Annotated in this window: 12 protein-coding genes; 8 read left to right on the forward strand and 4 right to left on the reverse strand. The window is 65.2% G+C overall.

What is annotated here, in order from left to right; translation table 11 throughout:
* Window positions 1-266: 266 nt before the first annotated feature.
* The 4 genes from ACZ60G_RS43710 to ACZ60G_RS43725 all read right to left on the reverse strand — a co-directional run bounded on the left by ACZ60G_RS43710 (window position 267) and on the right by ACZ60G_RS43725 (window position 3733).
* Entirely contained in the window at window positions 267-1280 is a 1014-nt protein-coding gene (locus tag ACZ60G_RS43710) for a DUF4226 domain-containing protein (RefSeq protein WP_465818268.1), read from the reverse strand.
* Between the two features lie 526 nt (window positions 1281-1806).
* Entirely contained in the window at window positions 1807-2244 is a 438-nt protein-coding gene (locus ACZ60G_RS43715) for an enolase C-terminal domain-like protein (protein ID WP_465818269.1), read from the reverse strand.
* A gap of 72 nt (window positions 2245-2316) precedes the next feature.
* Window positions 2317-2889, reverse strand: a complete 573-nt coding sequence (locus tag ACZ60G_RS43720) for a TetR/AcrR family transcriptional regulator (RefSeq protein ID WP_465818271.1) — start codon at window positions 2887-2889, stop codon at window positions 2317-2319.
* Window positions 2882-3733 (reverse strand): alpha/beta fold hydrolase, encoded by an 852-nt coding sequence (locus ACZ60G_RS43725; RefSeq protein ID WP_465818273.1) that lies wholly within the window; start codon window positions 3731-3733, stop codon window positions 2882-2884. The genes ACZ60G_RS43720 and ACZ60G_RS43725 overlap by 8 nt, the downstream gene beginning before the upstream one ends.
* Before the next feature lie 224 nt (window positions 3734-3957).
* Here ACZ60G_RS43725 and ACZ60G_RS43730 point away from each other — a divergent pair, with 224 nt between their 5' ends.
* The 8 genes from ACZ60G_RS43730 to ACZ60G_RS43765 all read left to right on the forward strand — a co-directional run bounded on the left by ACZ60G_RS43730 (window position 3958) and on the right by ACZ60G_RS43765 (window position 11328).
* Entirely contained in the window at window positions 3958-4341 is a 384-nt protein-coding gene (locus ACZ60G_RS43730) for a zinc-binding dehydrogenase (RefSeq protein WP_465818275.1), read from the forward strand.
* Window positions 4342-4406: 65 nt separating this feature from the next.
* Complete coding sequence (locus tag ACZ60G_RS43735; RefSeq protein ID WP_465818277.1) at window positions 4407-4790, forward strand: TetR/AcrR family transcriptional regulator; 384 nt, start codon at window positions 4407-4409, stop codon at window positions 4788-4790.
* Window positions 4787-6025, forward strand: coding sequence for a PucR family transcriptional regulator (locus ACZ60G_RS43740; RefSeq protein ID WP_465818279.1), 1239 nt, complete (start codon window positions 4787-4789; stop codon window positions 6023-6025). The genes ACZ60G_RS43735 and ACZ60G_RS43740 overlap by 4 nt, the downstream gene beginning before the upstream one ends.
* 127 nt (window positions 6026-6152) lie before the next feature.
* Window positions 6153-7631, forward strand: a complete 1479-nt coding sequence (locus tag ACZ60G_RS43745) for a class I adenylate-forming enzyme family protein (RefSeq protein WP_465818281.1) — start codon at window positions 6153-6155, stop codon at window positions 7629-7631.
* Window positions 7632-7664: 33 nt separating this feature from the next.
* Complete coding sequence (locus ACZ60G_RS43750) at window positions 7665-9422, forward strand: DUF3556 domain-containing protein (protein ID WP_465818283.1); 1758 nt, start codon at window positions 7665-7667, stop codon at window positions 9420-9422.
* Entirely contained in the window at window positions 9419-10870 is a 1452-nt protein-coding gene (locus tag ACZ60G_RS43755; RefSeq protein ID WP_465818285.1) for a phytoene desaturase family protein, read from the forward strand. Before ACZ60G_RS43750 ends, ACZ60G_RS43755 begins: the two co-directional genes overlap by 4 nt.
* Before the next feature lie 15 nt (window positions 10871-10885).
* Window positions 10886-11092, forward strand: a complete 207-nt coding sequence (locus ACZ60G_RS43760; RefSeq protein ID WP_465818287.1) for a hypothetical protein — start codon at window positions 10886-10888, stop codon at window positions 11090-11092.
* A 38-nt stretch (window positions 11093-11130) separates the two neighbouring features.
* Window positions 11131-11328, forward strand: coding sequence for a hypothetical protein (locus ACZ60G_RS43765; RefSeq protein ID WP_465818288.1), 198 nt, complete (start codon window positions 11131-11133; stop codon window positions 11326-11328).
* Window positions 11329-12031 lie beyond the last annotated feature (703 nt).

The raw sequence follows: 12031 nt of genomic DNA on the forward strand, positions 1-12031 counted from the left end.
GGAGATTCACGAGTCACACCGCGGTCTGAAGAACCAGCACCACCCTGCCAGCCGGCCCCAGGCCAGCCACCACCAACACTTACAGGGGATTCAGGTTCGTCGTCGGCCAGGCGCAGGATGTGTCTTGAAGACGCGCCCATAGTGGGCGATGGCCTGTCCCACGCTGGTGGGGTTACCGTCGCGGGAGATCATGCGTCTGACGTGCGACTGCCGACCTGGACGCCCTTTTGACGGACGGCGCCTCAGTCGTTGACTGCCTTGGTGCATTATCGGGGCGGGTGGACGACGCCGACGAAGCCGGCGGGGCTGCTGTAGGTGTGCCGGCGGACCGCATCGCCCGAGTTGCCTTCGATAGTGGTGATGGTGTTGCCGTTGCGTGCGATGACGAGTCCGATGTGTTTCTGGCCGGGGAAGACGATGAGGTCCCCGGGGCGGGCGGTGGATGCGTTCGCGGCGAGGCCCATGCGTTGGGCGTCGGACCAGACGGTGGGGACGTAGTTTTTGCCGGTCCAGTTGACGTGGATGCCGGCTTGTTGCCAGACCCAGGTGGCGAACGCTGCACACCAGGGTCCGTCGATGTTGTAGGGCCGGTTCACGTGATTGTTGCCGTTGATTTCGTGGACGCCGAGTCTGAGTTCCTGCTGGGCAAGGTTGAGGACATTGTCGATGCTCGAGGATTGGCCGCGCGTGCCGCTTTGTCGTGTTGGCATACCGGCCAGGGTGCGCAGGTATTGATTGGTGAGTTGGTGGATGGTTTGGGCGGTCACAGTGGAGTGCGCTCCGCTGGCGTGGACGATGGCGCGGGAGCGGCGCAGGGCGGTGTCCAAGATCTTCTCGACTCGGTGATAACCGTCGCGCGTGAATGCGGCCGGGCCCAGCTCGGCCAGCCCCACATCGACTTCCCGGAGTATCCGGAGGAGGGTTTTGTGGTCCACGTGGTTCCGGCCGGCGAGTTGGTGGATACATGCGGCTAGTTCGTTGTCGATCGTGTTGAATGCCTGCGCGAGATGCCGGTGGTATACCTGCCGGAGTCGGTACGCTTTGGCAGTTTCTCCGGCTCCGGCATGGCCGCTGGAATCGGCGGCGAGTTGGGTATGCGGAGCGCCATCGTCCCCGGGTCCGTACATCGCCGCCAGTTGCCGCAGGGTCTGTAGCGCTTGCTGGGTGTTCGGAGCCGTCGTGGGTGCACTGCCGGCGGGGGTGGTCGGTGCCGCGGTGGTTTTAGGGCCTGCCAGTGCGGCCAATGCCGATGCGAGGGTCGGGAGGATCGCCTCGACCATTTTGGTGGGAAGCGAAGGGTCTGCTGTCGCCTCGTGATGTTGCCCTGATCTGTTTCGTGATGCGGGGCGAGTGGGTGAGGCGGCGGTTTCGGGTGAGCCAGGTGTCCTGGCTGGGTGACCGATGGTAGGTGGCGCTGCCGCGCTCGGTGGCGACGCAGTCGTGCCCGGTGTGGGGGATGTGGCTGATGGACCGACGGATGCGGGGGAAGTGCCTGGTGGTGAGGTCGGTGGGCCGGGTTCTGGGCGACCTGGCTGGCCGGGATGCCATGGGACCGACAGCAGTGGGCGGCCGTTGCGCGACGGCGCGCGTCGGTCTGGGGGTGTGGTCGTCTCTGTCGTCGTCTCGGCGCCGTCTGTCTCATCGGGTGCATCGACAGCGGCGAACGGTACTTCCTCGGCGCTGGTCACGGTTCCGACTGCCTCTTTCTCGCTGTGGCCGACGCCGTCGTCCTGGTCATCACCCTGCGCTCTGGGGTTGTTGCGGTCGATTCGTGTCGCGCGCAGGCCCGGGTCGGGTGCACTCAGACTAGTGCAACTCAATTTGCCGTTCAATTGTCAATTGCATATTAAGTTGCATGATGAAGACGGGGCGGTCGCGTAGCGGTGATTGACGGTCCCACTGCTGGTTGGCGTCGACCATCAACGGCACGCGGTCCCCGAGTTTCTCGCGTACTGCGGTGAGCCTCGCGAGATCCACCGCGTGGTCGGGGTGTCCGACCTTGATTTTGATGCCGCCGATGCCGTGTTCCAGCGATGCGGTCGCGCGGTCGAGGACTTCTTCGATGGGTGCGTGCAGGAATCCGCCCGAGGTGTTGTAGCAGCGCACCGAATCACGGTGTGCACCCAGCAGTTTCGCCAGCGGCAACCCGGCGCGTTTGGCCTCGAGATCCCACAGAGCGACATCGAAAGCGGCGATCGCCTGCACCGACAGCCCGCTGCGACCAACCGAGGCGCCCGCCCACATGAGTTTGTCCCATATCTTGGCGATATCGCTGGGATCCTCACCGAGCAGTACGGGCGCGACTCTGATCCACGGTTACGATTCGCGGCCCGTACGCAGCCCACGGTCGATGAAGCGGATCATCCAGTCGAAGCTGACTTCCGGGTCGCCGGTCCACTGGAAACCGCGCGACGCTTGCAGGGACGCGAAACCGTGGAACGTGCTGCGCAGCGTGCGCAGCGCGTGATCCATCTCGTCGTCGGGAATCTCGTAACCGCGCAGCACCGCGACCATCGAATCGAGCACGCGGGTACTGGATTTCAGCAGCGGATCGTCGGGGCCGGTGAACTCGGCCCCGACAGTGGCGGCGTACCGGCCGGGGTGCGCGACCACATATGCCCGGAACGCGCGCGCGAAGGCCGCCAATGCCTCTCGGCCGGACAGACCGTGCATCCCGTCGCGGATCGCGCTGTCGAGTTCGGTCATGGCCAGCGCGGCGATGCCGTGCTGCAGGTCGGCCAGGTTGGCGACGTGCTTATAGAGGGAAGGTGTTCGGACGCCGAGCTTTTCGGCTAGCGGCCCCATCGCCAGATTGCCGTAGCCGACGTCGTCGGCGAGCTGCGCACCCGCACGGACGACGTCGGCTTTGGTCAGTCCGACCCTAGGCACGCGCCCGCTCCGCGAGGAACTTCAGCGCAAGTTCGGCCACCCGGTCGGGCGAATCCGCGTGCGGGTAGTGTCCGGAGCCTTCCGACAGCTCGACGGTGCCGAGGCCCGCGGGCATGAGCGCCACGACGGCGTCTCCCTCGGCCTTCGGGTCCGGGAAGTCGGGGTCCTCGGTACCCATGATGATCAGGGCAGGGCTGCTGATGTTGGGCAGCTGCGCTTCGGCATCGGCCGGTGTGGACTTGCCGGTCTTCAGGAACTCCGCGAACCGACCGGGTTCGCGCAGCTTCGCCGACAGCTCGGCCATGTACTGGTCGTAGTCGGCAGGCTTGATCGGGTAGGCGACGTTCAGGTAGCTCATCCACAGCCCGAGGCTCTTGAAGATCATGGCGGCCATCAGCCGCGTCATTCCCTTGCGGTAACGCGAAACCGTGAACATCGCTCCCACGGCGAAGGACTGGGTCTTGGTGAACGGGTTGAGTTCGATAATGCCGTTGACGAGTTCGGGCTCCTGCGCGGCGGCGACGGTGGCGGCGCCGCCGGAGATGGAGTGGCCGATGATGACCGCGGGACCACCGAGGTGGCGGATCAGGGCGAGCAGGTCGCCGGCGACGTCGGTGCGCGAGATGGCGTCGCTGCCGTCGTGCGACTTCCAGTTCATGCTGGATTCCCCATGTCCACGCAGGTCCGCCGCCGCGACCCGGTAGCCGGCGGCGACCAGCTTCGGCGCAAGCAACCGGTATGCCTGCCGCCGGTCGCCGATGCCAGGCGACAGCACAACCAGCGGACCGTCGCCGGTCACGTCGTAGGCGATCTGTCCACCGTCGATGGTCAGGTACTCGGTCATGTCGAACTCCCGTAGAGCTTGAAGCTAATGTTGATAGCTCAAAAGCTAATCTACTTAGCCTCCAGTGTCAACACATGGGACAACACGCGACTTCGCCGTCGGCGACGCCGTCAGCGGTAATTTCGGCGTGCCCGCATACGTGATCCATAACGGCCGGGGGTGCAGAAGGTCGATTTGAGTACGGCGACGGCCCGACCTGGTTGGGTACGCTCGGAATGCCAGGGATGACAGCCTATTTCGGTTTCCTCGACGTCGATGGGTTGCAGGCCGGAGAAACGGTGGTGGTTTCCGCGGCTGCGGGTGCTGTCGGCAGCATCGCCGAGATCGCAAAGATCAAGGGCGCGAACGTGCTCGGGGTCGCGGGCGGCACAGAGAAATGTCGGATGCTGACCGAGGAACTCGGCTTCGACGCGGCTATCGACTGTCGGAAGGAGAACGTCCTGCAGTGGTTGCGGGAGGTCGCTCCAGACGGAATCGACGTCTATTTCGACTATGCGGATCGTTATGGTGAGGCGGTCTCGGAGATCTGCAATTGGCTGGCCGAGGCCAGGATCAAGAGCAGGGAACATGTCGAGGACGGCGGTGTCGCCTGTTTCGGTGAACCTTGAACATGCTGTTCACCGGTGCCAACACCGGCAAACTCGTGCTGGCTGTGTAGAGCCATACTGTCCAGGTGACCGATACAGCGGACCGCTCGCGCGCGGACCAGACCCGCGCGCGGCTGCTCGACGCGGCGGTGGTTGCTTTCGCTGAGCACGGCTTCCACGGCTCGACGACCCGCGACATCATTTCGATCGCCGGGGTCAGCAAGGAAACCCGGCGCGCGATCGAAGGCGAGGTCCCGAGCTTGATCGAGCGATGTGTCGATACCGGGGTGTTCGAGAACCCGAATACCCACATGGCCGCAACCGCCCTGCTTTCGCTGGGGATAGATATCGCGCGCTGGTATCACGAGGGTCGTTCCTGGTCACCGGAGGACATCGGTGACTACGCAGACCTTGCGCTACGGGTCGTAGGCAATCGGAGGTCGAATCCCCCCGGGCTCGCCCGATCGTGAACAGGCAGAGCGACGCCGCACAACTGCTTGCGAGGATCGCAGGAGGACTCGGTCGACATGCGCTGGCCTTGTCCGAACAGCTGACGGAGCAGATGCTCCAGATCGAGCCGGAGTTGCGCGGCGACAGCCGGGTGGAGTCATTGCTGCGTGCCAGCGTCACCGGCAACGTCGTGATCGCGTTCCACATCTACGAACTGGGGCTGGACATCGACGAGATCGATGCGCCGGCGGAGGCGTTGGAGTACGCCCGTCGCATGGCCCAGCGCGGCACCTCGATCGCCGCACTGCTGCGGGCGTACCGCATCGGGCAGCGACTGTTCAACGACCACCTGCTCGGTGAGATCACCGCCGCGACGAACGACCTCGACCTGGTCACAGCGGCGGTGGCCGAAATGACCGACCGCTCGTTCACCTATATCGATCGGGTCTCCCAACAAGTCGTGACCGCCTACCAGGACGAGCGGGACCGGTGGCTGCAGAACCAGATGGCCGTCCGCACGGCTCGGGTGCGCTCGATCCTGTCCGAACAGCGTGTCGACCCGGGTGACAGCGAGCGGACGCTCGGATATCGGCTCGACCGAACCCACTTGGGCCTGGTTGTCTGGTCCGACGCGGGTGCCGATCAACTGCGTGCGGCCAAACAAGTGGTGACGACCATCGCCGATCAGTTGTCCTGCCAAGGACAGCCCTTGCTGATCCCGGCCGACGAATCGACCATGTGGGCGTGGCTCCCGCAACCGGAACTGGAAATGGATCCCGGCGCGGTGAGCACGCCGAGGGCGACATGGGTGGCGGTGGGCAGACCTGCCGCCGGGCTGGAGGGCTTCCGACTGACCCATCGCCAGGCGATACAAGCGCAGGTGGTGGCGATGTCCGCACCGGCACCGCAGCGTGCGTCGGTGTCCTGGTCGGCACAGATCGGGCCGATCGCGTTGATGTGCTCGGATCTGCCCGCCACGCGGGCATGGATCAGCGAAGTCCTTGGGTCGCTGGCGCGTGACGACGATGCCACGGCACAGCTCCGCGAGACGGCGCGTGTCTTCCTGGAGACCAACGGCAGCTTCCAGACAACAGCCGAGCGGCTGGTACTGCACCGCAATACCGTCCAGTACCGGATCCGCAAGGCGGAAGCGGTACTGGGGCATTCGCTGCGGGAGGGACGGCTGGACGTCGAGGTCGCCCTGCTGGCCTGCAGATGGCTGGGGTCGACGGTGCTGCAGCCCATGGGTGGCTGAGCCGTCGTCGTGCGGCGCGCACGATCTCGCCGGATTTCTTCATGCGCCCGCTATATGGTCCAGGTCACATCGCCTTCTTAACGTGGCGTTCACGCAAGTGAGTTGCTGCGTCAGCAAGGAGATCGACATGCACTTCGCCGCCCTTCCGGATGTACGCGCCGGGAACTTCCCCGCCGACCCCTGTCTTGCCGACGACAACCTTGGGCGGATCACCAACGCCGAGTTCCTCGATCTCGTGCAGAAGTACGCCGATCGGTTGTCGAAGGCCGGGATCGGTGTGGGCGATGTTGTCGCCGTGATGCTGCCCAACCGGCTCGAATTGATCGTGGCATTGTTCGCGGCCTGGCGGCTGGGTGCCGCGGCGACGCCGATCGCCCCGTCGCTGACCCCGGCCGAAGTGATATATCAGCTGACCGATTCCCGCGCTCGCGTACTGGTCTGCGCTGATGACGGCGAGTCCGGTGAGAACAATGCACCGCAGCGGCTTTCGGTGCCGGAGCTGGATCGGCACGAAGGCCGCGTCGGTGGCGTGGAGGCGACCGAGTTCTCGAACGATGCGCTGGCGTTGATCATCTACACCAGCGGTACCACCGGACGCCCCAAGGGCGTCGAGTTGACGCACGCGAACATCATGGCGATGGCCGAGACGATGGTCGCGGGCATGCAGCTGACCGCTGACGACCACAGTCTGCTGATTCTGCCGCTGTTCCACGTCAACGGCATCGTGGTCAGCGTGCTGTCGCCGCTGCTGGCCGGTGGCCAGACCACCGTCGCTGGCCGGTTCTCGCCACGAACCTTTTTCGAAAGGGTCGAGGCGGCCAGGCCGACCTATTTCTCTGCGGTGCCGGCCATCTACGCCATGCTGTCGGCACTGCCGGCCGAGATCCGGCCCGACACCACCTGGGTCCGATTCGCCCTCTGCGGTGCGGCTCCGATGCCTGTCGAACTGCTCGACCGGTTCGAGGAACGCTACGGGATCCCGATCTACGAAGGCTATGGCCTGTCGGAGGGCACGTGCGCGAGCACGGGCAATCCGCTCGACGGTGTCCGCAAACCCGGCACCGTCGGTATCGCGCTGCCTGGTCAGGAGATCGCCGTCGTCGACAGCGACGGTAACTTCCTCAGTGCGGGGTCGGTGGGCGAGGTCGTGATCAAAGGCCCGACCGTGATGCGGGGATATTTGGGTCGGCCCGAGGAGACGGCGAAGGTGATCGTCGATGGCTGGCTGCACACGGGAGACGTCGGTCGCATCGACGCCGACGGCTACCTCACCCTCGTCGACCGCATCAAGGACATGATCATCCGCGGCGGAGAGAACATCTATCCCAAGGAGATCGAGTCCGCGATGTACACCCACCCACAGGTACTCGAGGCCGCCGTGATCGGGCGAGCGCACCCTGTCTACGGCGAAGTACCCATCGCCTTCGTGTCCTATCGCGATGGCATCGCGGTCGAGCCGGAACAGATGCTCGATCTTCTCCGGAAGTCCTTGGCCGGCTACAAGCTTCCCGAACTGATCGTGACCGTCGACGAGATCCCGAAGAACCCCGTCGGGAAGATCGACAAGCGGACTCTGCGCGCCCGCTCGGTCGAAACGCGCCTCTGACTCCCCTCCGTTCCATCTCGAAAGACATCTGCCATGGGATTCACGAAACCCGATCTTCCGAACATCGACTACGCCGAATGGAAGACCCGTCCGCGCGGCGAACGGCTCCGCACCGTCGCGGAACACTGGGTCGAGCACGGCTTCGGCACCCCTTATGCCATCTACCTGCTCTACATCGTCAAGTGCGCCCTGTACGTCCTCGGCGCCGCAGCGGTAATCTCGCTGACCCCTGGACTTGGAGCGCTCACCGACATCACCTCATGGTGGACCGAGCCGATCGTCTACCAGAAACTGGTCGTGTGGACCCTGCTGTTCGAAATCCTCGGGTTCGGGTGTGGGTTCGGGCCGCTCACCATGCGGTTCCTGCCGCCGATCGGCGGGCTGGTGTATTTCCTGCGCCCCGGCACCCTGCGCCTGCCCCCGTGGCCGGGGAAGGTGCCGTTCACCGGTGGTGACGAGCGCGGCATCATCGACGTCGCGCTGTATGCGGTCGTCCTCGGATCCGGAATATGGGGGTTACTCGCCCCCGGTCATGGCGCCGCGCCGGTAGCCGGCAGTCACGTAGGCCTGCTCGATCACACGGTCGTCGGCGCTCTGGTCGTAGCCCTCGTCGCGCTGGGGTTGCGGGACAAGACGGTGTTTCTGGCCGCCCGCCCCGAGCACTACCTGTTGATGCTGATGATGTTCTTCGTCCCGTTCGCCGATATGGTGATCGGATTCAAGCTGGTCATGTTGGCACTGTGGTGGGGTGCGGCCACCTCCAAGCTCAACCATCACTTCGGGCATGTGGTAGCAGTCATGATGAGCAACAGCCCGGTCATGCGGATCAAATGGCTGAAGCGCAAGATGTACCGCAACCCGCCGCAGGACCTGCGCCCGTCACGGATCCCGGCCCTGCTGGCCCACGGCGGCACCATTGTGGAATACCTGGTTCCCGCCTACCTGGTCTTCCTCGGCCACGGCGGCCCGCTGACCTGGGCGGCGATCATCTTCATGGCGGTCTTCCACCTGCACATCATCTCCACCGTGCCGATGGGCGTACCGCTGGAATGGAACATCTTCTTCATCTTCAGCTTGTTCTACCTGTTCGGACACTACGGTTCCATCCATGTCTCGGGGCTTCGATCTCCGCTGGTGCTCGCGCTCATGCTGTTCTCCGCACTCGTTGTCATCCTTGGACATGTTCGGCCGCAATGGGTTTCGTTCCTGACGTCGATGCGCTACTACGCCGGCAACTGGGCCACCAGCGCCTGGTGTTTCCGCGGGGACGCCGAGCTGAAGCTCGAGCAGCAGGTGACCAAGAGCGCCGCGCTGCCGGTCACCCAGTTGACCAAGCTGTACGGCCCCGAGATCGCCGACATCCTGATCCAGAGCGGGATGGGCTGGCGATCGATGCACACCCACGGCCGGGCGCTCAACGGTCTGATCACACGAGCCGTCGACAACGAAGCCGACTACGCCATCCGCGATGGAGAGATTGTCGCCGGCCCGCTGCTGGGCTGGAACTTCGGTGAAGGGCATCTGCACAACGAACAGTTGCTGGCAGCGCTGCAGCGTCGCTGCCAGTTCGCGGAAGGCGAGCTGCGCATCGTCGTCCTCGAATCCCAGCCAATCCACCGGCAACGCCAGGCATATCGCATCATCGATGCCAGGACCGGAGTCATCGAGGAGGGCTACGTGCTGGTCGAGGACATGCTGGCCCGCCAGCCGTGGCCGGAGCCGGGCGATCTGTTCCCGGTCCATCCTCTCCGCCGCGACGACACCCGGGTGCCCCCGGCGCGTGTGCGATGACCACGGCGATCGTGGTCGGCGCCGGGCCGAACGGACTGGCCGCAGCCGTCACGCTGGCCCAGCACGGCGTCGACGTCACCGTGCTCGAGGGTGCCGCCACCATCGGCGGCGGCACCCGCTCCGGCGAGCTCACCCTCCCCGGTCTGCTGCACGACCACTGCGCGATGGCCCACCCCATGGCCGTCGGGTCGCCATTCTTGACCGGAATCGATGCGGCCCGATACGGATTGGAATGGGCGTGGCCGGAAATCGACTGCCTGCATCCGCTCGACGACGGAACAGCAGGAGTGCTGTACCGGTCCGTCGAAGAGACCGCCGCGGGCCTCGGCGCCGACGGCTCGATCTGGCGCCGCCTGTTCGCCGGCCCCTCCGCTGGATACGAGCTGCTGGCGACCGATTTTATGCAACCGCTCCTGCGGATACCGTCACATCCGCTGCGGTTGGCGCGATTCGGCATCCCGACCCTGATCCCCGCCGCCGCACTCGCACGGTTGTTCCGGACCGAGCAGGGACGGGCGCTGTTCGTCGGGAATATGGCGCACGGCTGGCAACCACAGCACCGGATCCTGTCCGCGGCAATCGGTCTCGGCATCACCACCGCCGGCCACCGCTACGGGTGGCCGGTCGCGGTGGGCGGCTCGCGCGCAATCGCGGACGCCATGGCGGCCGCATTGACAGATCTGGGTGGAAAGATCGTGACCGGCCTCTGGGTCGAGTCGCTCGACCAACTGCCGCCGGCCGACCTCGTGATATTCGATCTCGCCCCGGCCGCGATCGCCGACATCGCCGGTGACCGGCTACCGTCGCGGGTCTCCCAGGCGTACCGGCGATTCCGGCACGGGCCCGCCGCCTACAAGGTCAGTCTGGCCGTCGAGGGCGGCATTCCGTGGACCAACCCCCACGCCCGAAAAGCGGGAAGCCTGCACGTCTGCGGCAGCGGCGCCGACGTGGTCCGTGCTGAACGCGCAATCCATCGAGGCCGGCTTCCCGACCGGCCCTTCATCGTGGTCGGACAGCAGTACCTCGCCGACCCCACACGATCACGCGGAAACGTACACCCCATTGATCTGTATGCTCATGTGCCACAAGGATATTCGGAGGACGCCACCGACGTACTGCTCGACGCGGTCGAGCGGTTCGCACCCGGGTTCCGGGACCGCATCGTCGCGACCACCGTGGTCGGCCCCACCGCCATGCAGGCATACAACCCCAACTATGTGGCCGGGGACATCCTCACCGGCGACAAGAACATTCGCCAACTGCTCTTCGGCGGACCACGCATCACCCTGCGCCCCTACCATATAGCGGACCGGATGTTCATCTGCTCGGCCGCCGTCCCACCAGGGCCGGGAGCGCACGGGATGAGCGGATACAACGCAGCAGCTGTGGCCGTGCGAAAGTTCGCCGCCCCCACCGAGACACATGCTCCCTTCGGACCCGCACCTTGATGTGCTGCCGGCCACGTGGGCCAGCAGCCGAAGCCGACCGGCGCGCACACGAAGCAGATCCGCAATTTAGCGGTGGGGGAGTTGGAGATGTTCTTGACGAGCATGTCGCTGCCGTCGTTGCCACATGTGTGGATGCAGGTGTATACGCCGAGTGATGAGGTGGCGGAGGTGAGCACCGAACTCAGGGGGATTCAGAGCCAGGCTGATTCGCTGCGGCGGTAAGCCAATGAGCTGGAGGTGGCGCAAAACAGCAGAAGCAGGTGATCACCCGCTTGGGTAAGGAGATGTCACCGGCCAGAGCAGCTGCCGACGCCGTCAAGGATTTCGAAGCGATCATCGCCAAAGCCGAGGGTGCGGGCATCGACGCGTTGGTCGACGTGCGCGACGAACTCAGCACCTGCACCACTGCCACCAACCGTCGGCTCGCTGTCCGATCCGCTTCGGACTCGGCGGCGTGAATGCCCAGAGGTAGAGCGGCGGAGGCGGCCGCTGCACCGGCTGCTGCCCTGCGCCGTGTCTCGCGGGGTGCGACTGTCGTGGCGGCGGTGCGGCTGATGAGAGGGGCCGCGATGGAGCGGAACGCGGCCTTAGTGGTGTCCGGGACGGACTTGGACCCCCACGCTTCCGACCTGCGACGATGCCACAAGGTGTCAATGTGGACATCAAATAACAGCAGGTAGAACCGCTGCGAATTGTGTCCGGAGGGGGAGCTGACCCATATTCCCAACCTGGTGTATGCCTCTGACCTGCAACTTCCTTGACGCTGATCGGTGTGCGAAGCCGGATTGGCCGCCCCGAGATGTGAGCAGTTCGCGTTCAGCGGGTGTTACGTCGAGTGGTTCGGCAGCGTGGTCGCGAACGACTCGACGCCGCCGGGGCGGGAGCAGCCGATCACCCAGCTCCGTCGCGCCAGTGGTTTGCTGCTGACGGCGGCATCGTTGCCACCGCTCGCGGAGGCGCCGATCCGCCTGCCCGGCGGAGTTCAGAGAATGGCTTGCTCACAGGTGCGGCCGGTGTTTACTGGGAGGAGCGCTTCGGTCCACCCACCCTTCGATGGCGGTTGGAGGTGTGTATGCCGGTATGGCGACTGCGCGAATTTCGTGACGCTGATCTGGATCAGGCGATTCAGATCTGGGAGCAGAGCCGTATGACGACCGCGGA

The organism is Nocardia sp. NPDC102475 (assembly GCF_055584605.1).

Bases quoted from the DNA above. Each gene is read 5' to 3' on its own strand.
- ACZ60G_RS43750 (WP_465818283.1), top strand. From the start codon at position 7,665: ATGGGATTCACGAAACCCGATCTTCCGAACATCGACTACGCCGAATGG.
- ACZ60G_RS43715 (WP_465818269.1), bottom strand. From the start codon at position 2,244: ATGTGGGCGGGCGCCTCGGTTGGTCGCAGCGGGCTGTCGGTGCAGGCG.
- ACZ60G_RS43730 (WP_465818275.1), top strand. From the start codon at position 3,958: ATGACAGCCTATTTCGGTTTCCTCGACGTCGATGGGTTGCAGGCCGGA.
- ACZ60G_RS43725 (WP_465818273.1), bottom strand. From the start codon at position 3,733: ATGACCGAGTACCTGACCATCGACGGTGGACAGATCGCCTACGACGTG.
- ACZ60G_RS43745 (WP_465818281.1), top strand. From the start codon at position 6,153: ATGCACTTCGCCGCCCTTCCGGATGTACGCGCCGGGAACTTCCCCGCC.
- ACZ60G_RS43710 (WP_465818268.1), bottom strand. From the start codon at position 1,280: ATGGTCGAGGCGATCCTCCCGACCCTCGCATCGGCATTGGCCGCACTG.
- ACZ60G_RS43755 (WP_465818285.1), top strand. From the start codon at position 9,419: ATGACCACGGCGATCGTGGTCGGCGCCGGGCCGAACGGACTGGCCGCA.